The organism is Brachyspira pilosicoli, assembly GCF_036997485.1.
GTDB classification, from domain to species: domain Bacteria; phylum Spirochaetota; class Brachyspiria; order Brachyspirales; family Brachyspiraceae; genus Brachyspira; species Brachyspira pilosicoli_C.
On record NZ_JAWLPU010000004.1, the window covers coordinates 141,172 to 163,576 of the forward strand.

The window sequence follows — 22,405 nt, forward strand, 5'->3', positions numbered from 1 at the left end:
TATGAGTAAAATAAAATTTATATTAATTTTAATAATATTTATTTTTAATATTTCTTATACTCAAACAATATCTCATAAGTTCTTTTGGAATCTCAAAGTTGGAGAGAGGATTGAATCTGTAAAGACTGCTGATGTAGAATATTATGAAAACGGATTATTAAAAAAAACTTATAAAGAAAGAAACATTGTAGATTTAACAGTTATAGCAATAGCTCCTAAAGGCGGATATAGAGTTAGCGGTGTATTCAAAATTTTTAGGCTATATGACAAAGATAGTGTTTTTCATTTGGAAGAAGAATATTCAAGCGATTTTATAATACACACTAATGGTAAATTTGAAGTTCCTTATAATTATTTTATGCCGAATGTAAGACATATTCCTACTTTTCCAGATAAAGAAATATCTCTCACGCATTCTTGGAATAGTGAAGCTATGGAGATAGTAAAAGTTAATAATGCTCCTAATCTTGCTATGGCATTATCTGCTGATTATTTATTTGCAAACATTGAAACAAATGAAAATAATGACCCTCTTGCTGTTATACAATATCATATTATGACTGATAAAGATTTGCTTCAGGCAGGGATTTCTAAAAATGGTTATCCAGAGAGAATATATGGTTTTAATTATGGAACTTTTTTATGGGATATGAATAAAAATATACCTGTATCACAAACCGAGAGATATCAGATATTATTTGGATATGGTAAAAACTTATCTTACCTTAGCTTGCAATACAAGATGAATATTATTAGCACTTATAAAATTTATAATACCCCTACAGAAGAAGAAAATGAGCTCAACAGAAAAAAATTAGAAGATAATCTTAATGATGATGTTGTAGTTGATACTGTTCCTGAAGGGTTAGTAATTAGGTTAGGGGAGATTTTATTTGATACAGATTCTTATACACTTAGAGAAGATGCTAAAGGCACTGTTGATAGTATTATAAATGCAATCAAAGAAACTTATCCAGACAGAGAAATCATAGTTGAAGGACACACTGATAATACAGGAGAAGCAAATTACAATCAAGCCCTATCAGAAAAAAGAGCAAAAACTGTAGCAGATTATATCTTGCCAAAACTTGACCATGATAAATTATCTTATAGAGGTTTCGGAGATAAAGAGCCTATAGCTTCAAATGATAATCCTGATGGAAGGCAAAAAAATAGAAGAGTAGATATTATAATAAAATTAAGATAGGCCTGCAAAAAATCTCTCTTTTTTACAAGCCCAAAAATGTATTTTTATATATTCTTCGTGTTGTCTAAATTATTATTATTATAAAAACTTCCATTCAAGACCTATATCCATTTGAATGGCAAACTTATATTGTATATGTTTCTCTACAAGCCAAGTACCCAATTTTACATTAGCAAAAGGTGTGAGGCTCGGAACTTTTTCTATAGGCTTCTTATAGCTATAAGCAGCAAAGAGTCCAACTCTAAATAAATCTTTACTTGAAATCATTTGCTCTATTGTGGTATTGATAGCAAAAGCCATGCCCCATTCTTTCATGCTGTATCCTAATTTTATATCATGATTAAAGTACCAATCTTCTGCCTTTACAACTATAGCCTCTCTAGGCAAGTATACAAAATTATCTTTATCAACTCCAAATGCTCTTATATAGCTTATATATGGAGTGTATATTAAAGCTATTAAACCCGGTCCTGCTGGTCCTCCCATTGTAAGTGTAGGGGCCATTTGAAAATATATTGTATTTCCGCCTACATACTGAGGTTTTTTAGTCATTGGATTAAGACCTGTAAACGGCGGAAGTGCATGATTAAACTCTTTTGTATTACTATCCACCAAAGTAGGTTTTCCTGGGTCTGCTAAACCTGCCTCATACGTAAACTTAAATAAGAACTTTAATGCTATTAGAGGCTGAAACTCAACATAAGCTGATGTTCTTGAAAAGCTGCTGAACTCTTGTTCTATGCCAGCAAGCAGGTAAGAATCAGCAAAGAAGAAATTGTTTCTTTCTCTAAATAAAGCTTTTTTATAAAACACTTGACCTTGATACAATGCCCCAAAGTGATTCCATCTTCCTAAGAAGTGATTAGAAAAATACCAGCCCTCATCAGAAGTATCTGTTAAATCTCTTTGAGGCTTTGCATTGTCTTGTGCTATTAACGGCAAACTTATAATTAAACTAAGCATAATGATTAATACTTTTTTCATAAAATCCTCCTTATCACCTATAAAAATATATTTTCTCATAATACTTAGTTTAACCTTCTTAACTCATTTTTATTTAATGGCGTATATTTAGAAACTTCATTAGCAGGTACTTTTCTCCAAGTAAGAGTTTTTCCAAAAAGCCCCGCACCATCTATACTAGCTTTTAATTTTATCTCTTGTTTATTATTAGATAATTCTATTTTTGCATTATACACTTTTCCTTGCTCTGGATTGTATATTTTACCATTTTTCCATTCGCCATTTTTAAACTCTAAATCATATAAATATACTAATCCTTTTAATGGTAAGTTTTTTAATTCTTTCTTTGGATTATTAACATCATACACAACATCATTAGAATTAGTATAAGCAAATGAATAAGCATAATATTTATTGTTTTCTTTGAATATCTCTATAACCGCAATTCTGTTTTTTGCATCGGCATGACTATACCATAAACCAACTATATCATCTGAATTTTGTGCCAAAGCTATTATATTAAATAACATAGTAAAAGCTAATACTTTTATTATTAAATTTCTTTTCATACTAAATACTCCTTTTAATTTGTTTTTCATTATCTTGCTGGCATTATTTTGTATAACACCAACAAGATATTTATTTGAGATTTATATTACTTAAAAAGATTAATTATCAGAGGAAGCCAATGATGTATTGTTCCAAGTGCTGTGCCGATTACTGTACAAAGTAGTAGTCTTAAAGCCACATAAGCCTTTATAGGGAATAATATATTTCTTGCTGCCAAATATCCGCTTAATAAAGCACCTGTAAATCCGCCGCCAGGAAATCCCCAAGCACTAGCAAAGTGAAGATTTTTAACTGTAGGAGACACTCTCACACTGCGGCTTTTTTTCAAATATCCATCTTGAGCAAAACCATAAGCTGTACCGTCTGGAGTTTTAATATATCTCTTTATTGTTTTTGGTGTTGCTACTTCATAATATTCAATATTTTCTCTAAATCCAGGGTAATGTTTCTCTGCTCTCTCTATCAATTTTTCTGCTAACTCTTTCTTTTTAGCTTTATATTCCTCATCGCTTAAATCTTTCCACTCATCTAAGAATGAAGGTCCTGTTAGTACAGCAAATGAACGCTCATCTCCATCTTCTACAAGTCCGCTGTCTATTGCTGAATAGTCTACAAATACAAAGTTTCTGTCGGCTACTGGTATATCTTTTTGTCCTTTAGCATCTTCTTTGAATGTAGTGTTCAATGTTTTCTCTGTACTTATAAATGTAGAGTATGCATTATTAGGGTAAAGCTCTGAGAACTTTTTCTTAAATATTATGTAAACTGTGTATAATGATACAGAGTTTTTAAGTTTGTTTATTCTTTTGTCTTCATATCCTTTTGGCAATAATTCATCATAAACCACTTTAGGAGCAGCATTTGCTATTATGTAATCACCATAAACTGTTACTTCCTCTTTTGCCCTCTTATCAAAGTAAGTTACTCCCTCAGCAATATTGCCTTTTACATTTATCTTTTTTACTTCAGAAGAAACTCTCACTTCTCCGCCATTCTCTCTTATTATATCAGCTAAAGCATTTGATAGGTTCTGACTTCCGCCTTTGATAAAATAAGCAGAATTATAATAAGCTCCCTGAGCACAAGCATGATAATACCAGCTAAACTCATAAGGGTTATCATGATAATAAGTAATGTTAATGTTTAATATTCTTTTTAATTTATCACTTTTTATCATAGAATCCAACACATTACCCAATTTCTTTTGTGTAAACAAATGATACAAGTTCATAGGGAATGTTGTTATAGGGTAAAAGAAGAAATCAAAAAACTTCAAATCATAAGGCACTCTTCTTATCATATACATCATTCTTGAAAGCCCAGCAAAATATTTTCTTATGCCTTGCTTTTCTTCTGGGAACTCTTTTTCTAAAGTATTTATAACATTCTCATAACCCTCTGGTATCACTAAATCAGTATCTTCTGTTTTTATTCTCCAAGTTTGTGGAAGCTTTACTAAATTAACTCTGTCATAAAGACCAAGTTTTTTAAATATCACATGCTTCATATCTCTGTTTTTCTTAGCCATATCCATCTCATGAAGCCCAACTTCAAACTTAACATTTTTTCTTTTATATACTGTAGCACAACCGCCTACTATGTTATGACTTTCTAAAACTAATACTTTTTTTCCTTGTTTTGCTAAATAGGCACCTGATGTTAATCCTCCTAAACCAGAACCTATAATTACTATATCATATTTATTATTATTTTCCATTTTTATCTCCTTATAAAAAGAATATTTATAAGCGTTTTTAATCATTTTTGCTTATATACAAATAATAATATAAAATTATAAAAATACAAGCGTTTTTTTATGAAAATGCGTATATATAAATACTTTTTTAAGTTTTTTTTACAATTTTCGCAGTATTTGTATAAAATGTAGCGTAAAATATTATGATGTTTTGATATTTTTATTAAAAAACAAATATTATTTTGTATTTTTATGTGAATAGTTTTGATTTTATCATCTTGTTTATTGTTCTTTCTTACAATTTTTGTTAAATATATAACAAAAGAAATTTGTATTTTTATTTTATTATAAAATATTAATTTAGTATAAATTATAAAAGGGTATCATATTTTGATTATGGTCTTTATTTTTTAGATTATATAGTTAAAATAGAATTTATTATAGAATAAAGACATAATAAAAAAAGTTTATTTTTTATATAAATTATTGTTCTTTTTTTATGTCAGAGACTATATTATCTACAGAGTTTTTATTAAGAAAGTCTATTTTTTTTCCGTAATTTTTTAAAAGCATTTCTTCATCTTCTGTTTTAACTGCTTTGCTTGATATTATAGTTTTTAGCATATGCATCATTAAAGCATGGTGAATTTTTAATTTATCAAAGTCTATGCATCCTCTCAAAAAATAAAACTTTATATTTTCTTTTTCATTAGGTTTAAAATTTTTATCTAATGAAGCATTATAAATATCTTTGTCATTAGGGTCGCCTATACCTATAACAACAGAGTATATTTTTTTATTATTATGTAAACTATTATAAAGCTTTCTAATTGTTTTAATAGCAGATAATTTACCTGCATATAATGCACTTACAAATATTATTTTATTATAATCATTTAAAGTATTTAAAGACACATGTCCTATTTCAAATATATCAGCATGCAATTTATCTGAAATCCATTTAGAATATGTTTTGGAAGAACCATATTTACTTTTATAAAGTACAGCAATATCTTTTGACATATATCTATAATATAATAAATAATTTTTTTTGCAATAATAATATTTAGTAATTTTAATATAAAAAAATACTTGATTTTTTATCATTCTACTAATAGAATGTATGCATTACAATTTTATTAAAAAATGGAGAAATAATAATTATGAGTTTCAGAGAAAATAGTTCTTTAAGAAGCGACAGAGTATTAAAAGGTGATGAAAGAGCACCAAACAGATCTTTATTTTATTCTATGGGATATACAGATGAAGAATTAAAAAGACCTCTGATTGGAATTATTTCTGCATATAGTGAAATTGTACCTGGACATATACATCTTGATAAACTTTCCCAAGCTGTAAAAGCAGGAGTATTAATAGGCGGAGGCACACCTATACTTATACCTTCAATAGGTGTTTGCGACGGAATAGCTATGGGACACTTGGGAATGAAATATTCACTTCCTTCAAGAGAATTAATAGCTGATTCTGTTGAAAGTATGGTTATAGCACATGGTTTAGACGGAGTTGTACTTGTTCCTAACTGCGATAAAATAGTTCCTGGTATGATAATGGGGCTTTTGAGAATGAATATACCTGGAATAGTTATAAGCGGAGGAGCTATGCTTCCTGGAGAGCATGGAGATAACAGAGTAAGCTTATCAAATATATTTGAAGCTGTTGGAGCAAAAAAAGCTAATCTTATAAATGATGCTGAATTGGAAGAATATGCTCAGCATACATGCCCAAGCTGCGGTTCTTGTGCGGGAATGTATACTGCTAACAGCATGAATTGTCTTTCTGAGGCATTAGGTATAGCACTTCCTGGAAACGGAACAATACCTGCTGTTTATTCTGCAAGAACTTTGCTTGCTAAAAAAGCCGGTATGCAGGTTATGGAATTATTAAAAAAAGACATAAAACCTTTAGATATAATAACTCCTGAATCTTTCAAAAATGCACTTGCAGTTGATATGGCATTAGGCTGTTCTACAAATAGCGTACTTCATTTACTTGCCATAGCTAATGAAGCAGGAATAGAATTAGACTTAAAAATCATAAATGAAGTAAGCGACCGCACTCCTAATCTTTGTCATTTAGCACCTGCCGGACATAATTATATAGAAGATTTATACAAAGCCGGCGGAATACCTGCTGTTATGAAAGAGCTTGATAAAGGCGGATTTATAAATACTTCTCTTATGACTGTTACAGGTAAAACAATAGCTGAAAATATAAAAGATGCTGTAAATAAAAATAATAATGTTTTAAGAAATATAGAAAACCCTTACAGTAAAACAGGAGGAATTGCAATACTTTGGGGAAATATAGCAAAAGACGGCTGCGTTGTTAAGCGTTCTGCTGTTGCTGATGAAATGCTTGTACATAAAGGCCCTGCAAGGGTGTTTGATAGCGAAGAAGAGGCAATAGCTGCTATATATGCCGGTAAAATAAACAAAGGCGATGTTGTAGTTATAAGATATGAAGGACCTAAGGGCGGCCCTGGTATGCGTGAGATGTTAAACCCCACTTCTGCACTTGCTGGTATGAAGCTTGATAAAGATGTTGCATTAATCACTGACGGAAGATTCTCAGGAGCTTCAAGAGGTGCATCTATAGGTCACGTTTCACCGGAAGCTGCAAGCGGAGGCGAAATAGCATTCATAAAAGAAAATGACATCATAAGCATAGATATACCTAATCATAAAATCAATTTAGAAATCTCTGATGAAGAAATGGAAAAAAGAAGAAAAGAGATTCCTATTAAACCTTTAGAAGAAATTAGAGGCTGGCTTGGAAGATATAGAAAACTTGTTCAGTCTGCTAATACTGGTGCTGTATTGAAATAATTATAAAAAATAAATTGATGTTATAGATATTAATTCTATAACATCAAATAAGCACTAATAATCTAAAAGTCATTATAAAAAATTACAGACTGCTTGAATATCTATCTTTTAAGCCAGGATAAAAATTGTTTAGTTTATAGCTGATATAAGCTTAGACTAAATTTATTTTAAATAAAATTTTTTAAAGGAGCGAAATATGATTATTAGAAATTAATTTTAAAAAAATGGACTTGTTTCATAACTTTTAAAGATATTAGTAATAATTATAGTATTTAAATTTTATAACGGGGCTTTGCCCCGCACCCCACTTCTTTTGGTGACCCAAAGAAGCAAAAGGACTGAATTTTTTAATACTAAAATATATTAAATATATTTAATCAATATCAATAAGTTTTGAAACAAATCTAATATAAAAACAATAAAACAAAAACTAATAAAATAATAAAAAAGGATATTAAAATGAAAACATTAAAACAAATAAGTAATTTCTTCGGTAAATATATGTCAGTTATAGTATTAGTTGTAGCAGCATTAGCTTTATTTTTCCCAAAATCTGTAAGCTTCATAAAAACAACTTATGTTAACTATCTTCTTATGACAGCAATGTTCTGCATGGGTATAACATTAAAAGTTGAAGATTTCAAAGTATTATTCACAAGACCAAAAGATATAGCTATAGGAGCAATAGCACAATTCACTATAATGCCATTACTTGCATTTTTACTTTCTTTAGCCTTCAGACTTCCTCCTGAACTTGCAATAGGAGTAATACTTGTAGGCACTTGCCCTGGCGGAATATCTTCTAACGTTATAACTTATTTAGCTAAAGGAGATGTGCCTTTGTCTGTGGGTATGACTTCTGTGTCTACTATACTTGCTCCGCTTGCAACTCCTCTGCTTACACTGCTTTATGCAGGTGAGAAAATAGATGTTAATGCTGTAAGTATGTTTATATCAATACTTCAGGTTGTTATACTTCCTATAGTATTAGGATTTATAATAAATAAATTCTTTCATAAATTTGTTGAGCATTTAAAAGATGTGCTTCCTTTAATATCAGTAGTTGCAGTTGTGGCAATAGTAGCTGCTGTAGTATCTGCAAACTCACAAAGACTTATGCAGGTTGGTCATTTAGTGGTTATAGTCATAATAATACATAACACTTTAGGTTATATGCTTGGATATTTATTAGGTAAGGTTTGCAAGTTTAATAATGCTAAATGCAAAACTATATCCATAGAAGTTGGTATGCAAAATGCAGGATTAGCTTCCTCATTAGCATCAACACATTTTGCTTATATGGCTCTTGCAGCTGTACCAGGAGCTATAGGAAGTGTATGGCATTGTATATCAGGTTCAATAGTTGCTAATATAATGGCAGCAAGAACAAAAAAATAAAATTATTATTAAGAGATAAACTTGAATATAATTTACAACTTTATTTATTAGTCATTCTTATTTATTTCTTAAAAAATAATTTATTTATAATTTTATAATAATAAAGGATAAAAAATGAGTTTAGAAAAATTATTTCTGCCTAATTTTAGTATAGGAAGTGATGTTTATAAAGATATATATAGTATATGTTCAAATTATGGAAAAAAAGCTGTTATAATATCTGGTAAAAAATCCATTCAAGCATCGATAGAGTCAATATTAAATAATATAAAAGATATAACTATAACAGGAATGTTTCATTATGGCGAGAAATCTACTTTCGAAAATGTTGATTTGCTTAAAAATAAGCAAGCAGTAATGGAAGCTGATATGATATTTGCAGTAGGAGGGGGAAAATCATTAGATACATCAAAAGTTTTAGCACATACTATAAATAAACCCATATTTACATTTCCCACATTAGCTTCAAATTGTGCTGCTGTAACTGGTATTTCAGTTGTTCATAATAATGATGGAAGTTTCGAAAAAATGTTTAGTGAAAAAAGACCTCCTTTGCATACATTTATAAATACTGATATCATATTAAACTCTCCTGAAAATTATTTTATAGCTGGTATAGGAAATGCATTATCTAAACAATATGAAGCATTATTTTCTACAAGAAATGAGAGTCTAAATTATAAAAATTTCTTAGGTATTGAAATAATAAAAAACTGTTCTAATGATATATTAAAACATTATGCAGAAGCTATAGATGATTTTAGAAATAAAAAAGCAACCGATGCTTTAAAAAGAGTAATACTTCATATAATATATACTACAGGATTAACATCTGTAATGGCAAAAGATGATTATCATATATCTTTAGCACATGGTATGTATAGCGGACTAAGAAAAATAAAAAGAATAAGAGAAACATTACTTCATGGTGAATTAGTGTCATACGGAGTATTGCTGCTGCTTACTATGGATAAACAATATGAGGCAAGAGAAGAGATTTTTAATTTTAATAAATCTATTTCTCTTCCAACCTGCTTAAAAGATATAGGTATAAACAAACCAAGTTTAGATGACGAAGAGCTTAATATGGCATTAGATACAACCCTTGAGAGTAAAGACTTAAATATCAGTCCATATAAAGTTGATAAAAAAATGATATTAAAAGCGATTATTGATTTGGAAGAATTTAATAAAAAAATAATTTAAGTTAAATATAAAAGATTACAGCAATGAGTTTTAATAAAATTTATTGCTGTGATAATATTACAAGAATATTATAATTTATCAAAACTATTGAACCAAGCTCTTTCATTAAAAGGTTTTTTATCTGTATTTAATTTTACTTCTTCATCTGCATATCCTACAGGCAATATGCAAACTAATTTATATTCTTTATTAACATTAAGTTTTGATGCAATTTTTGAAGCTATATTATCATCATCAGTAATATGACCTTCATACCAGCAGCTTTCATAACCTAATGCTTTTATAGCTAAAAGCATATTTTCTATTGCAGCAGAATAATCTTGAACACTATAACATCTATCTCTATATGCATATATTTTTTTACTTAATACGCATATTAATGCAGGGGCAGTTTCACAAATTGGAGGATCAATTAATTGTTTTATTTCAGATAACAACTTTTCATCATCAACAGCAATTAATGATACAGTTTGTTTGTTACACCCTGAAGGAGCCGAAAGCCCTGTTTTCATTATTTTTATTAAATCATCTTTAGGAACTTTTATATTTTTGTATTTTCCTCTATAGCTTGATCGATTCATAATAATGTCTAATAAACTATTTTGCATAATAATTTCCAAATTGTTTTTAATATATTATATACTAAAAATATATATATTAAAAACATAAAATTAAATATAGAAATAATAACTTTTAAAATAAAATACTATTAAAAATATAATATTTTTATAATATTATATATGTATTAATTATCACAAATTGAATTCTAAATAAATATAACATTTATTCAGATTGCTTTTTTTTATAAAAATGTTAAAATCAAAGTAAACATAATATATACGGGGTTGTAGTGTATGAAAGAGTTACCATATTTAATCAATTTAATTAATGCATTAAAGGGCGAGATTTGTTATTCTTATATTAATAATGTTGTTGCTTTAGACAAAAAATATAAAGAGCTTGAAGAAGTTAAAGGACAAAAAATTATAGATGTGTTAAGACATGGCGGATATATGCATTTTCAATTCTCGCAAGATGCTATGCTCGTAGATTTAGGTTCTGGCGGCTCTTTTGTACTTACAGAAAATAATACTTATAAAAATGCAATAATAAAATTAGAAACTGATAATGGAAACTTCTTTGTTGTAGATGAGAGTAAAGATAAAGATGATGCTACACATATTATACCTATATGGAAAGATTATACTACAATGCCTCAAGTAGGTTATGACCCTCTCACTAAGCAATTTAATTATAATTTATTCTGTCAATTACTTGCAGATAATGCCACAACTGTAGAAAAACTCATTAAAAATCCTCTTATAATAAGCGGAATAGGAGACACTTACGGAGATATGATATTAAAAAGGGCTTCGATTACTAAAAGAACTAAAACTACAGATATAAATAAAGCAAAAGCAAGAGAGATTTTTGACGCTATAAAACAAGTATTAAGAGAGGCTTCTGGAAACAGAGACGATGAAGAAGATGGCGAAGATTCTGAAGATTAAATAATTTCTAAAAAATTAATAAATTCTTAAAAAATAAAAATAAAATCAGGCATATTTTTTTATAATTTTTGTTTAACTAATATTATAATAAAAATTAGGAGTAAAAATTATGTCTGGAAATGCTAATATAATAGTAGTAGAAGGAAGACTAACAAGAGACCCTTCATATATAAAAACAAAAAATGGTAAATCATTATGCAAATTCTCTATAGCAAACAATAGATATTATTATGTTAATGGAAGCTTGCAAAAGGAAGTTTACTTTTTTGATTTAATAGCTTGGGGGTATACAGCAGAAAAAATTGCTATTAACCTTCTTAAAGGAAGACATATATTAGTAAATGGGGAATTAAGACAAAACTCTTATATTGCTAAAGATGGAACGAGAAAAAACTCTATTTATATACTTGCCTTAGAAGTAAAAAGTTTAGATAAAAAAACTATAGAAAAAAATAATTATTATAACAATGCAAATAGCCAAATTGTATCAGATGTTATTGAAGAGGGTTTGGAGCAAGTATTTTAGATTGTTTTAATATTTCAATGAGTTCTTTATTTATATCATCTATAGATTTATCAGCATTTATATGATATATAAAAGGCTCATTAAAACTACTAAATATATTATCTACTTTTTTTAGATATTCTTCATTTTCAAATCTGTCTATGAAGCCTCTTTTTTCTATGATTCTATTTAGAGATTTTTCTACAGGCAGATGGAAAATAAAAACTATATCTGGAATTAAAATAAAACTTTCATGCATATTTTTTATTTTTTCTATATCAATACCCTTAGCACCTTGATATGCAATAGATGAATACATATATCTATCAAGAACAACAGTTTTACCTTCTTCTAAAGATGGTTTTATCATAAGTCTAATATGCTCTTTTCTATCATCTACAAAAAGTTTTAATTCTCTATCTAAATCCATATCTTTAGAAAGCATTGTATCTCTTAATTTAGCTCCATAATATGCATTAGTAGGCTCAAAAGTGTATATTGTTTCTATATTATTTTCATTTAATGTTTCTGCTAATTTTTTTGCAATAGTAGACTTTCCGCTTCCATCTATTCCTTCTATAACTATCAATTTTCCTTTCATAAAGCTTTCACACACCTATATAAATTATTAAAAATTATATTATCTTATTTTTAGAGTTGCTATACCAATCAAAGCAGTTATTATGCCTATTATATAAAATCTAAAAACAACTTGTGTTTCTTTCCATCCAGATTTCTCAAAGTGATGATGCAAAGGAGCCATTTTAAATACTCTTTTTTTGAATAGTTTATAAGAAAACACCTGCACAACAACGCTAAAAGCTTCAGAAACATAAACAGCTCCAACTATTAAAAGAAGAAGTTCATGTTTTATAAATAATGCAATTATCCCTAAAACTCCTCCAAGAGATAAGCTACCCACATCTCCCATAAACACCTGTGCAGGGTGAGCATTAAACCATAAAAATCCTAAACCAGCCCCAATCAAAGCCCCTACAAATACGGTAACTTCTCCTGCATCAGATATAAAAGGTATTTTTAAATATGTTGCTATTAATGAGTTACCAGATACATAAGAAAGCACTGCAAAAGCCATAGACATTATTATTAATAGCCCAATGGCTAAACCATCTAATCCGTCTGTAAGATTAACAGCATTACTCATACTCACAACTACAAATATAGAAAAAGGTATATAAAGCATTTTTAAGTCTATATAAACATTGCTAAAAAATGGTATAAATAAAGTAGATGAAGGAACTTGTGCCACCTTTACAGCTTCCAAAACACTGATTCCTTTCTCTAAATCAAACTTCATTAAAAAAGTGGATTTATCAAAATAATATAAATATATTCCTATTATTAAACCAACTATCACTTGAAATACAATTTTATATTTACCGGGAAGTCCCTTAGAGTTTTTATATTTAATTTTAAGAAAATCATCTAAAAAACCTGCTATAGAAAGTATAATTAGAGATATTGTAAGAAGTATAATTTTTATATTATCCAATTTTCCCCATAACAGTATACTTATTAATACGCTTCCTACTATAAATATACCGCCCATTGTAGGGGTACCAGTTTTAACCAAATGTGTCTCTGGTCCATCATCTCTTACGACCTGACCAAAATGCAGTTTCTTTAATTTTTCTATTATACTCGGAGCAAATACCAACACTAAAATCAATGCAGTAGCAACAGCACCTGCCGTTCTGAAAGTAATATATCTAAAAACATTGAAACCAAAAAAACTCTCTCGAAGCGGATAAAAAATCTCATATAGCATAAAGTGATAGCCTTTAAATAAAATATATTATTATAAGCATAATTTTAACAAAAATGTAAAATTGTTAAAAATAAACTATTAAATAGTATTATAAATTTATTTTTTGTCAATAAAAAATAATTATGTTAATAATTAATATTAACCTTTTTTCATCATATCCTGATACAATGCATACATTGGAGAAGGAACACCAAAGCCTCCGGAAACAGGCATAGTCTCTCCTGTAATAAAAGAAGACATATCACTAGCAAAAAATAATACAGCATTTGCTATATCTTCTGTTGTAGCGGGTCTATTTAAAGGAACGTTTTTCAAAAAAGCATTTAAAAACTCTTTTGACATATTTTCCATAGCAGCTTCAGTTGCCACAAATCCAGGGAGTACAGCATTACATCTTATATTATCTCTTGCATATTGTACGGCTATATTTTTAGTTAAAAAATTAATAGAACTTTTAGATATACCATAGGCTAAACGAGATATATCTGGAAATAATCCTCCAACAGATGAAATATTAATTATACTTCCGCCCCCATTTGCTTTCATATTTTTTACAGCAGCCTTACAAGGCAAATAAACACTTTTTATATTTTCATTTACAATTTTAAAAAATGTATCTGTATCTCCATTTACTAAATCTAAATCTTTATTAACATCAGTTGTGCCAAAATTATTGACAAGTATATCTATTTTGTTTTCTTTTTTTATAACATCTTCTACCATAGAAGTAAAAGTTTCTTCTTTTGTTGCATCAAAATAAACGACATCTGCTTTACCGCCATTTTTTATAATTTCATCAGCTATTTCTCTACCAGCATCAAGCCTCCTAACTGCTAAATAAACCTTAGCTCCATTTTCGGCTAATTTCTTACTGCATTCTAAACCAATCCCTCTTGTTGATGAAGTTACTAAAGCTATTTTATTTTCTACAAGTTTCATTAATAATACTCCTTTATTTTTAAAGTTATCAATTATAATATATACAATATTTTCTATAGGTCAACAACTCGAAATTAATTTTATGTTATTTATATTTTTTAATATTTCCTTTTACTTTAACAGCCAAAATAGTATTGTTTAAATTTTCAATATACATTCCGCACGCTAAATGAAATTATAAATATAAGTTAATTAGAATTTTAATTTTTATTGTATATAAAATTTATTTAACCGTGCGTTGAATAGGTTTTTTATTTAAATAAAACTTGGGTGGGGCTTTGATTTCTAATTAAGCTATAAAGATAATTTTAATTGTATTTTTTTATTAAACTATAAAAAATAAAGGGTGGGGATGTAATTAAAACTAAATAAAAAAAATACTACAATTTTTAATATAGAGATATATTTATTAATAATTAATATTGACAAATATAGTTTTATTAATATTATTAAAATAAATTTACTTTAATAGGGCGTTAAAATTATGATAAATATATTATGTTATGGTGATAGTAATACATTTGGTTTTATACCAACATTAAATAAGAGATATTCTATAGATGAAAGATGGACAGGAATATTACAGAATATTTTAGGTAATGATTATAGAGTTATTGAAGAAGGTTTGTGCGGAAGAACAACAGTATTTGATGATCCATTTGAGCCTGGCAGAAACGGAATGGCATATATAGAAATAGCGTTAGATACACATAAACCATTAGATTTAGTTATACTATCTTTGGGTACAAATGATGTAAAGGTACATTTTTCTGCTACTTCTAACTTAATTACTGAAGGAATTAAAAGAATTATATTTAAAATTAGAAATAGCGAAGATTCAATGGAATACAAAAAACCTGAAATTTTATTGCTTGCCCCTCCTCCAGTAGGGGAGAAAGTTCATGCTCTTTATGATTTTTCGGGGTTTAATCAAAATTCTATAAAAATATCTAAGGAATTGGCAGCAAAATATAAATTACTTGCCGAACAAGAAAAAGTGCATTTTTTTGATTTAGGAAGCATAGTAAAATTTACTGAAGAAGATCAAGTACATCTTGACAAAGAATCACATAAAATAATAGCTGAAAATTTAGCTATGGAAATAAAAAATATTTTTAATAAATAATAATATTTGATTTGTAAAAAAATTATAATATAAAATATAAAAAAGAGTATAGATTTTTTAATCCATACTCTTTATTGTTTTTTATTAATTATACTTTATTTTATAACTATGTTTACAAGCTTTCCTTTAACATAAACTACTTTAATGATATTTTTACCTTCTGTAAACGCTTTAACTTTTTCGCTTGATAATGCCTGGTTTTTTGCTTCATCTTCGCTTATATTAACATCAGCTTCTATTCTGTCTCTTATCTTACCATTAACTTGGAATACAAGCTCAAATGTATCATCTTTACAATACTGTTCATCATGCTCAACCCAACTTTCTTCAAGTATCATCTTACCAAAATTTAATATCTGATAAAGCTCTTCTGTGATATGCGGAGCTATTGGGTTAAGAAGAATTAAGTATCCTCTAATAACTTCTCTAAACATAGCATAATCATCATTGTTGGCTAATTTTATAGCAGACATGTCGTTTAAAAGCTCCATTAGTGATGCAATTGCTGTGTTGAAGTGGAATCTGTCTTTAATGTCTATTGTAACTTTCTTAATAGTTTTATTGTATTTTCTAAATAATTTTTGTCCGTCTTTTGAAAGATTGTTGTAGTCAAATGATTTAGCATTTTTGAAAGCTTCTTCATCTTTGTATTTTAAGAATAAGTTCCAAATTCTGTTTAAGAATCTTGCAGAACCTTTAACACCCTCATCAGACCATTCTTTATCTTTTTCTGGAGGAGCAACAAACATAACAAATATTCTAACAGCATCAGCACCGAAAAGCTCTATAATCTCAGCAGGATCAACCCCATTAGCTTTTGATTTTGACATCTTTTCCATTTTTACTATAATATCTTCTTTTTTAATGCCGTCTTTTTCGTATTCTTTATTGTTCATCTGCTCTTGAGTATAGAATTTTTTTAACGATTTAGCCTCATAACTATTTGCTAAAACCATACCCTGAGTAAGAAGTCTATTAAAAGGCTCATCTCCTTTTATAAGTCCTATATCTCTCATAAACTTGTACCAGAATCTTGAATATAAAAGGTGCATACAAGCATGTTCAATACCGCCTATGTATTGGTCAACACTAAGCCAAGCATTAGCAGCTTCAGGATCAAAAGGCATTTTGTTATTATGAGCATCTGTATATCTTGCATAATACCAAGAACTGCATGTAAATGTATCCATAGTGTCAGTTTCTCTTTTAGCAGGAGCACCGCATTTTGGACATGTTGTATTAACGAATGATGCAGATTTTTTAAGAGGATTCTCTCCAACTGTAAACTCTATATCCATAGGAAGTGTTATAGGTAATTCGCTTTCAGGAACAGGTACAACACCGCATTTCTCACAATGTACAAAAGGAAGAGGGTTGCCCCAATATCTTTGTCTTGATATAAGCCAATCTCTAAGTTTATACTGTACTTGCTCTCTTCCAAAACCTTTTTCTGCAGCATACTCTATTGCTCTTTTTATAGCGTCTCTTGAAGAAAGTCCGTTTAATATGTCAGAATTAACAACTATTCCGTCTTCTACATAGGCCTCTGTCATAGTTTCTGCTTTTATAGAATTGTCAGCATTTTGTATAACAACCTTTACAGGAATATTGTATTTTTTAGCAAATTCAAAGTCTCTTTGGTCATGAGCAGGAACAGCCATTACAGCACCGCTACCATATTCAGCCAAAACAAAATTAGCAGCATATAAAGGAGCCTTCTCTCCATTAAATGGATTAACCACATATCTTCCAGTAAATACACCTTCTTTCTCATAATCTGTTTTTTGGTCAATCTTAGCAGACTTTTTAATGAACTCCTCTACAGCACTTTTTTGTTCGGCAGTACACATATCCAAAAGACCTTCATAGTTCCAAGCTATAGCCATATAAGTAACACCATAAATAGTGTCTGGGCGAGTTGTAAATATAGGGAAGTCTTTGCCGTCATCTAAATTAAAATTGATATAAGCACCAACACTTCTTCCTATCCAGTTTTTCTGCATAGCTATAACATTATCAGGCCAATAACCTTCTAATAATTTCAAATCTGCATCTAATTGTTCTGCATAATCAGTAACTTTTATATACCATTGTTCAAGTTTCTTTTTAGTAACCTCTCCGTCGCATCTCCAGCAAGTGCCTTCTGCTGTAACTTGTTCATTTGCTAATACTGTATTACAATGCTCACACCAGTTAACATCTCCGCCTTTTCTATATAAAAGACCTTTCTCATACATTTTTAATATGAACCACTGTCCCCATTTATAATAATCAGGCAAACAAGTAGTAACTTCTCTATCCCAATCATAAGAATATCCAAGCAAGTTTAACTGCTCTTTCATATTAGCAATATTTTTCAAAGTCCATTCAGCAGGGTGAGTTTTATGTTCTATAGCAGCATTTTCTGCAGGCATACCGAAAGCGTCCCAGCCCATTGGGTGTAAAATATCATATCCTAACAGTTTGTAGTATCTCGCTATAGAGTCAGCTATAGTATAATTAGAAACATGCCCCATATGCATTTTTCCAGATGGATATGGAAACATCTCTAATACGTAATATTTTTTGTCTGTAGGTTTAGAAACTGTTTTGAAAGATTGATTGTCTTTCCAGTACTTCTGCCATTTCTTTTCAATGGTGGTAAAATTATATTCCATGATTAACACTCCGTAGTTTGATACTATTTATTAATAAAAAATTATTATTTTTATGTGTATTTTGTAAAATCTCGCTTATTTTATTACTGTATAAAGAATTAAAATAAGATGATAACAGCAAAATATATTTACTGAATATTTTTACAACAAAAATTATATTGCAAAATGTTATATTTTTCAAGTATTTTTTGTATATTTGCATAGATTTATGTTAATTGTAAAAAATAATATTTTATATTTTACATAAAATTTACATTAATCTGTATCTTATGTGTAATATGTATTATATATTATTTATAAAAGGATGTTTATTGTAAATTTATTGTAAAATAATTGTAAAATTATATTGACAAAACTCCTCCTTTGACTATAATTATAATTGTAAAGATAATTTACAATAACTCGACGGAGGTCAATATGAACGCTAAATTACAACTCTCTATAAAAATAACCCCTAGTAAATTGCCTGAAAATGCTAGAAGATTAATAGAATTTTACTTCCATAATGCAAAAATAATATATATAGATAAAATTAACGATGAATATGAAGTAAAATTATCTAACGGAACTTATATTGATTTTGATAAAAATGGTAATTGGAATTATATAAGCAGCGATGAGGATATAAGAGAAAATATACTTCCAAAATCTATATCAAATTGTGTAAAAAATATTATGAAAAAATATAAAGGCGCTCATATATATGAAATAAATAAAAGAATAAATTTTTATAGAATAAAATTAAGCAATTCTATAGATTTATGTGTAAATTACAGGGGAGATTTATTAGCTTAAAAGTATTTTTAGTATATAGGGGGGATATTTGGTTTAAGTAGTTTTTTACTTTTGTAATTTTAAAAAATTGTTATATTTTCTTAATTTTAGATTTATTAATTTTAATTTTTGATTACAGAAGTTATAAAATTCTTTTTTGAATTTTCAAATATTTATTGTTTATAATTTTTATTTTATTAGTGAATTAAATTACTTTTGAGGATTATATGAGATATACGCTTATTCTATTGTAATTTAAAATAACTTTTTATTCTTTATATTACTAATGTTAAATATTTATATATTAAATTTATTAAAAGAAAATTTTATTATATATTTGTCTTCTTTAGTCACAGCAGCATCGTTTGCTATTTTATTTAAACCATAAGGTTCTAAATATAATGCAAGTATTTTATTATCATCATAAGCTGAAGTGATTACGGGGATTTTTTCTTTAGTATAGTGAGGTATTTTTAAATCTATTAAAATTTTTCTTAAACTTTTTTTATGACTATCAGGATAGGATAATAAAAAATCTCCGTATCTTCTTTTTCTTATTATTATAGGATAGTTTGCCTTTATATAAATATTGTCTTTATAATTAATATTTTTATTTAAAATAGTTTGTGTTTCAATTTCTGCATTTAAAAATTGATATACACCATCTTTTTCTATTTTTATATAATCATTAATGTTTTCTTTTTCTTCTTCTTTTTTCTTTAAATTAATGGTATTATATTCTTTAATTAAATAAATATTATCTAATCTTATTTTTATATTAGGCTTTTTTGATTTTATTATATTTATTATCTCAATAATTCTTTTTTCTGTTATTTCTATATTATTTTTTGCTAATAATTTAATTATTATTTTACTTATAAACATATCATTGATATTTTTTATATTTGTTATATTAAGAGTTTTATTACTGTTAGAAATATTTTTTTTGTATAGGAAGTTGGTTTTTTTTCTAAGCATTATAGTTTCATCATAGCTCTTTTTTGCAAATCGTATAATATTATTTTTTGCTTTTGTATTTATTTCCTCAAGCATAGGTATTACTAAATTTCTTATTTTGTTTCTTGCATAATAATTTTTTTTATTTGAAATATCTTCTCTGTGAGAGAGACTGTTATTTTTAGCATATTCTTCAATATCTTTTCTATAAAAATTAAGCAGCGGTCTTAAAATATATCCTTTTTTTTCTCTTAGGCTTTTATAAACATTAGTACCAGAGCCTTTAATTATTCGATAAATAATAGTTTCTGCTAAATCGTCTTTATTATGCGCTATTAATAAATAATCATATATTTTTTTATTGTAAAGTTCTTTAAAAAAACTATATCTATCATTTCTCGCCTCGAGCTGAATATTTTTTCCTTCATAACTGTTTGGTTCTATTTCTTTAACATATATTTTTATATTATATTTTTTGGCTGTATCACGTGCAAATAATTCATCATTTGTAGAATCTTCTCCTCTCAAGTTATAATTAACATGAAGTATTATTAGATTAAATGATAATTGCTCTTTTAATTTGTATAAAATATTTAGCATAACATGAGAGTCTATGCCGCCTGAATATGCTGCTGCTAAAGTTTTATTTTGTATATCATCTATGTTTGAAAGTAAAAAATTTTGAATTTCTTTTAGCATAATACTATCCATTAAACTATTTTTTCAATTTTTAATATCTATAGAGTATATCATATATTTTTATATAAACATAATATTTTTTCATTTATAATTACTTTTTATATCGTATTTGTTATAATCCAATTTTTTATTAGACAGCATATTTTTATTTTAATATATTTTTGAACTGTATAGCAGTATAATTAGTTTTGTTATAAATTTATTGTATAGATAGATATCATTTTTTATAAAATTACTTTTATAATAATAGTTGTTATTTTGATATTTTTCTAATATTTTTTTATAACTTTACTATCTTTTTTATTAATATTGAGTATTAGTGTACATTGATATATAATAACAAAGATATTAATAAAAGAGGTTGTTTTATGAAAAAGAAGATATTATTTATATTGATAATTGCAATTTCATCGCTTTATTCCAAGAGCAATAATGAGAAAATAAATAGTTTATTAATTACAAATGAAATAATAAAGCCTAGCGATGAATTATTAAGCTTATTAGAAAAGAATAAAAATAAAACAGGTGTTGCTGAAATAATAGAATTAATAAATGAGGGCGGTATAAATGCTTCTTCAAAAGGCGAGATTATTATAGGCGATGTTACCCACTATCCTAATTCTACTCCTTTAATGATAGCTTCATCATATAATCATTACAATATAGCAAAAGCTTTAATTGATAATGGGGCTTTGGTTAATTTAAGAGCAGGCGATGGATTTAATGCTTTAATGGAAGCTGTAAGAACTGGCAATATAGAAATAGCAAAATTACTAATAGAACATGACTCTGATTTAGATATAAAAAATAAAGACGGAAAAAATATGATTATGATTGCATGCGAAAAGGGTAATGAAGAGATGTTTAATCTATTAATAGAAAACAATGCAGATATAAATGCAAAATCATCTTGGGGAGCATCTGCACTTATTTATGCTTCTGAAAATGGAAATCTTAATATAATGCAATATTTAATAGATAATGGAATAGATGTTAATGGAAAAGCCGATGATAATGGGGATACTCCATTACTTTGGGCTGTTACAGGACAAAATCCTTATGAAGCTTCAAAACTTTTAATAGAAAATGGTGCCGATGTAAATGCTACAAATGATAGCGGAGTTGCTCCTGCTACTATACTTGCGGCGTCTACTCCAAAAGTAGTAAAGCTTTTAAAAGATAATGGTGCTGATTTAGATACAAAATTTCTAGATTATTATCCTCCTATAGCAATTGCTGCGGGTGCGGGTAATTTAGAAATAGTTAAGGCATTAGTTGAAAATGGGGCTGATGTGAACTATTATCCTAATGATATAAACTATACTGCGATATTTCATGCTATAGACCAACATAATTATGAAGTTGCTGAATATTTATTTAAAAATGGAGTGGATTTAAATATAAAAATGAAACCTGATAATGACTATGGCAGAAGTATAAAAGAAAGCTACAATGTTTTAGAATATGCCGAGGCTATTAAGGATAAAAAAATGATTGATTTAGTAAAAAAATATTATAAGAAAAAATAAATATTTTATTTTCTACTAAATATAATCAATGAA

19 protein-coding genes are annotated in these 22,405 nt (G+C 27.7%); 9 read left to right on the top strand and 10 right to left on the bottom strand.

All coding sequences use genetic code 11. The features are described from left to right. Position 1: 1 nt before the first annotated feature. The gene (locus tag R4I97_RS10805) at positions 2-1,207 is read left to right on the top strand and encodes an OmpA family protein (protein WP_335785053.1); all 1,206 of its coding nucleotides are present in this window, start codon (positions 2-4) and stop codon (positions 1,205-1,207) included. A gap of 78 nt (positions 1,208-1,285) precedes the next feature. Here the strand turns inward: R4I97_RS10805 and R4I97_RS10810 are convergent, their stop codons facing one another. From R4I97_RS10810 to R4I97_RS10825, 4 genes are all read right to left on the bottom strand, one after another. After that, positions 1,286-2,191 carry a hypothetical protein gene (locus R4I97_RS10810; RefSeq protein ID WP_335785054.1) on the bottom strand — a complete coding sequence of 302 codons (906 nt, stop codon included), beginning with the start codon at positions 2,189-2,191 and terminating at the stop codon, positions 1,286-1,288. Positions 2,192-2,235: 44 nt separating this feature from the next. Beyond that, positions 2,236-2,739 (bottom strand): DUF2147 domain-containing protein, encoded by a 504-nt coding sequence (locus R4I97_RS10815; RefSeq protein ID WP_335785055.1) that lies wholly within the window; start codon positions 2,737-2,739, stop codon positions 2,236-2,238. Between the two features lie 86 nt (positions 2,740-2,825). Then, the gene (locus R4I97_RS10820; RefSeq protein ID WP_335785056.1) at positions 2,826-4,457 is read right to left on the bottom strand and encodes an NAD(P)/FAD-dependent oxidoreductase; all 1,632 of its coding nucleotides are present in this window, start codon (positions 4,455-4,457) and stop codon (positions 2,826-2,828) included. 462 nt (positions 4,458-4,919) lie between these two features. After that, a complete protein-coding gene (locus tag R4I97_RS10825) occupies positions 4,920-5,459 on the bottom strand; it encodes a flavodoxin domain-containing protein (protein ID WP_335785057.1) in 540 nt (179 codons plus the stop codon). Between the two features lie 140 nt (positions 5,460-5,599). On the opposite strand from R4I97_RS10825, the gene ilvD reads away from it, so the two are divergent. From ilvD to R4I97_RS10840, 3 genes are all read left to right on the top strand, one after another. Beyond that, positions 5,600-7,282: a dihydroxy-acid dehydratase gene (gene ilvD, locus R4I97_RS10830; protein ID WP_335785058.1), complete on the top strand. Its 1,683-nt coding sequence runs from the start codon at positions 5,600-5,602 to the stop codon at positions 7,280-7,282. A 459-nt stretch (positions 7,283-7,741) separates the two neighbouring features. Continuing rightward, positions 7,742-8,680 (top strand): bile acid:sodium symporter family protein, encoded by a 939-nt coding sequence (locus R4I97_RS10835; protein ID WP_335785059.1) that lies wholly within the window; start codon positions 7,742-7,744, stop codon positions 8,678-8,680. Positions 8,681-8,794: 114 nt separating this feature from the next. Further along, on the top strand, positions 8,795-9,886 hold the full coding sequence (locus tag R4I97_RS10840; protein ID WP_335785060.1) for an iron-containing alcohol dehydrogenase family protein: 1,092 nt from the start codon (positions 8,795-8,797) through the stop codon (positions 9,884-9,886). A 68-nt stretch (positions 9,887-9,954) separates the two neighbouring features. On the opposite strand, the gene R4I97_RS10845 is transcribed toward R4I97_RS10840, so the two are convergent. Next, positions 9,955-10,494, bottom strand: a complete 540-nt coding sequence (locus tag R4I97_RS10845) for a nitroreductase family protein (protein ID WP_335785061.1) — start codon at positions 10,492-10,494, stop codon at positions 9,955-9,957. 246 nt (positions 10,495-10,740) lie between these two features. Between R4I97_RS10845 and R4I97_RS10850 the strand changes: the two genes are divergently transcribed. Both R4I97_RS10850 and R4I97_RS10855 read left to right on the top strand, forming a co-directional pair. Next, entirely contained in the window at positions 10,741-11,397 is a 657-nt protein-coding gene (locus R4I97_RS10850; protein ID WP_335764372.1) for a DNA-formamidopyrimidine glycosylase family protein, read from the top strand. 109 nt (positions 11,398-11,506) lie between these two features. Next, positions 11,507-11,923 carry a single-stranded DNA-binding protein gene (locus R4I97_RS10855; protein WP_335785062.1) on the top strand — a complete coding sequence of 139 codons (417 nt, stop codon included), beginning with the start codon at positions 11,507-11,509 and terminating at the stop codon, positions 11,921-11,923. On the opposite strand, the gene tmk is transcribed toward R4I97_RS10855, so the two are convergent. From tmk to R4I97_RS10870, 3 genes are all read right to left on the bottom strand, one after another. Next, positions 11,892-12,503 carry a dTMP kinase gene (tmk, locus tag R4I97_RS10860; RefSeq protein ID WP_335785063.1) on the bottom strand — a complete coding sequence of 204 codons (612 nt, stop codon included), beginning with the start codon at positions 12,501-12,503 and terminating at the stop codon, positions 11,892-11,894. The two genes, R4I97_RS10855 and tmk, sit on opposite strands and share 32 nt — an antisense overlap. A gap of 39 nt (positions 12,504-12,542) precedes the next feature. After that, a complete protein-coding gene (gene mraY, locus R4I97_RS10865; protein ID WP_335785064.1) occupies positions 12,543-13,691 on the bottom strand; it encodes a phospho-N-acetylmuramoyl-pentapeptide-transferase in 1,149 nt (382 codons plus the stop codon). Between the two features lie 138 nt (positions 13,692-13,829). Further along, entirely contained in the window at positions 13,830-14,630 is an 801-nt protein-coding gene (locus tag R4I97_RS10870) for an SDR family NAD(P)-dependent oxidoreductase (protein ID WP_335785065.1), read from the bottom strand. A gap of 484 nt (positions 14,631-15,114) precedes the next feature. On the opposite strand from R4I97_RS10870, the gene R4I97_RS10875 reads away from it, so the two are divergent. Then, positions 15,115-15,756 carry an SGNH/GDSL hydrolase family protein gene (locus R4I97_RS10875; protein ID WP_335785066.1) on the top strand — a complete coding sequence of 214 codons (642 nt, stop codon included), beginning with the start codon at positions 15,115-15,117 and terminating at the stop codon, positions 15,754-15,756. A gap of 95 nt (positions 15,757-15,851) precedes the next feature. On the opposite strand, the gene leuS is transcribed toward R4I97_RS10875, so the two are convergent. Continuing rightward, a complete protein-coding gene (gene leuS, locus R4I97_RS10880) occupies positions 15,852-18,413 on the bottom strand; it encodes a leucine--tRNA ligase (RefSeq protein ID WP_335785067.1) in 2,562 nt (853 codons plus the stop codon). A gap of 417 nt (positions 18,414-18,830) precedes the next feature. Between leuS and R4I97_RS10885 the strand changes: the two genes are divergently transcribed. Beyond that, positions 18,831-19,208, top strand: coding sequence for a PepSY-like domain-containing protein (locus tag R4I97_RS10885; RefSeq protein ID WP_335785068.1), 378 nt, complete (start codon positions 18,831-18,833; stop codon positions 19,206-19,208). Positions 19,209-19,484: 276 nt separating this feature from the next. Here R4I97_RS10885 and tilS read toward each other — a convergent pair whose 3' ends face one another. Next, the gene (tilS, locus tag R4I97_RS10890; protein ID WP_335785069.1) at positions 19,485-20,843 is read right to left on the bottom strand and encodes a tRNA lysidine(34) synthetase TilS; all 1,359 of its coding nucleotides are present in this window, start codon (positions 20,841-20,843) and stop codon (positions 19,485-19,487) included. Between the two features lie 368 nt (positions 20,844-21,211). Here tilS and R4I97_RS10895 point away from each other — a divergent pair, with 368 nt between their 5' ends. Continuing rightward, a complete protein-coding gene (locus R4I97_RS10895; RefSeq protein ID WP_335785070.1) occupies positions 21,212-22,372 on the top strand; it encodes an ankyrin repeat domain-containing protein in 1,161 nt (386 codons plus the stop codon). The last annotated feature ends 33 nt before the right edge of the window (positions 22,373-22,405 follow it).

Coding starts and splice junctions, on each gene's coding strand:
- R4I97_RS10805 (WP_335785053.1), top strand. CDS start 2: ATGAGTAAAATAAAATTTATATTAATTTTAATAATATTTATTTTTAAT.
- R4I97_RS10810 (WP_335785054.1), bottom strand. CDS start 2,191: ATGAAAAAAGTATTAATCATTATGCTTAGTTTAATTATAAGTTTGCCG.
- R4I97_RS10815 (WP_335785055.1), bottom strand. CDS start 2,739: ATGAAAAGAAATTTAATAATAAAAGTATTAGCTTTTACTATGTTATTT.
- R4I97_RS10820 (WP_335785056.1), bottom strand. CDS start 4,457: ATGGAAAATAATAATAAATATGATATAGTAATTATAGGTTCTGGTTTA.
- R4I97_RS10825 (WP_335785057.1), bottom strand. CDS start 5,459: ATGTCAAAAGATATTGCTGTACTTTATAAAAGTAAATATGGTTCTTCC.
- ilvD (WP_335785058.1), top strand. CDS start 5,600: ATGAGTTTCAGAGAAAATAGTTCTTTAAGAAGCGACAGAGTATTAAAA.
- R4I97_RS10835 (WP_335785059.1), top strand. CDS start 7,742: ATGAAAACATTAAAACAAATAAGTAATTTCTTCGGTAAATATATGTCA.
- R4I97_RS10840 (WP_335785060.1), top strand. CDS start 8,795: ATGAGTTTAGAAAAATTATTTCTGCCTAATTTTAGTATAGGAAGTGAT.
- R4I97_RS10845 (WP_335785061.1), bottom strand. CDS start 10,494: ATGCAAAATAGTTTATTAGACATTATTATGAATCGATCAAGCTATAGA.
- R4I97_RS10850 (WP_335764372.1), top strand. CDS start 10,741: ATGAAAGAGTTACCATATTTAATCAATTTAATTAATGCATTAAAGGGC.
- R4I97_RS10855 (WP_335785062.1), top strand. CDS start 11,507: ATGTCTGGAAATGCTAATATAATAGTAGTAGAAGGAAGACTAACAAGA.
- tmk (WP_335785063.1), bottom strand. CDS start 12,503: ATGAAAGGAAAATTGATAGTTATAGAAGGAATAGATGGAAGCGGAAAG.
- mraY (WP_335785064.1), bottom strand. CDS start 13,691: ATGCTATATGAGATTTTTTATCCGCTTCGAGAGAGTTTTTTTGGTTTC.
- R4I97_RS10870 (WP_335785065.1), bottom strand. CDS start 14,630: ATGAAACTTGTAGAAAATAAAATAGCTTTAGTAACTTCATCAACAAGA.
- R4I97_RS10875 (WP_335785066.1), top strand. CDS start 15,115: ATGATAAATATATTATGTTATGGTGATAGTAATACATTTGGTTTTATA.
- leuS (WP_335785067.1), bottom strand. CDS start 18,413: ATGGAATATAATTTTACCACCATTGAAAAGAAATGGCAGAAGTACTGG.
- R4I97_RS10885 (WP_335785068.1), top strand. CDS start 18,831: ATGAACGCTAAATTACAACTCTCTATAAAAATAACCCCTAGTAAATTG.
- tilS (WP_335785069.1), bottom strand. CDS start 20,843: ATGCTAAAAGAAATTCAAAATTTTTTACTTTCAAACATAGATGATATA.
- R4I97_RS10895 (WP_335785070.1), top strand. CDS start 21,212: ATGAAAAAGAAGATATTATTTATATTGATAATTGCAATTTCATCGCTT.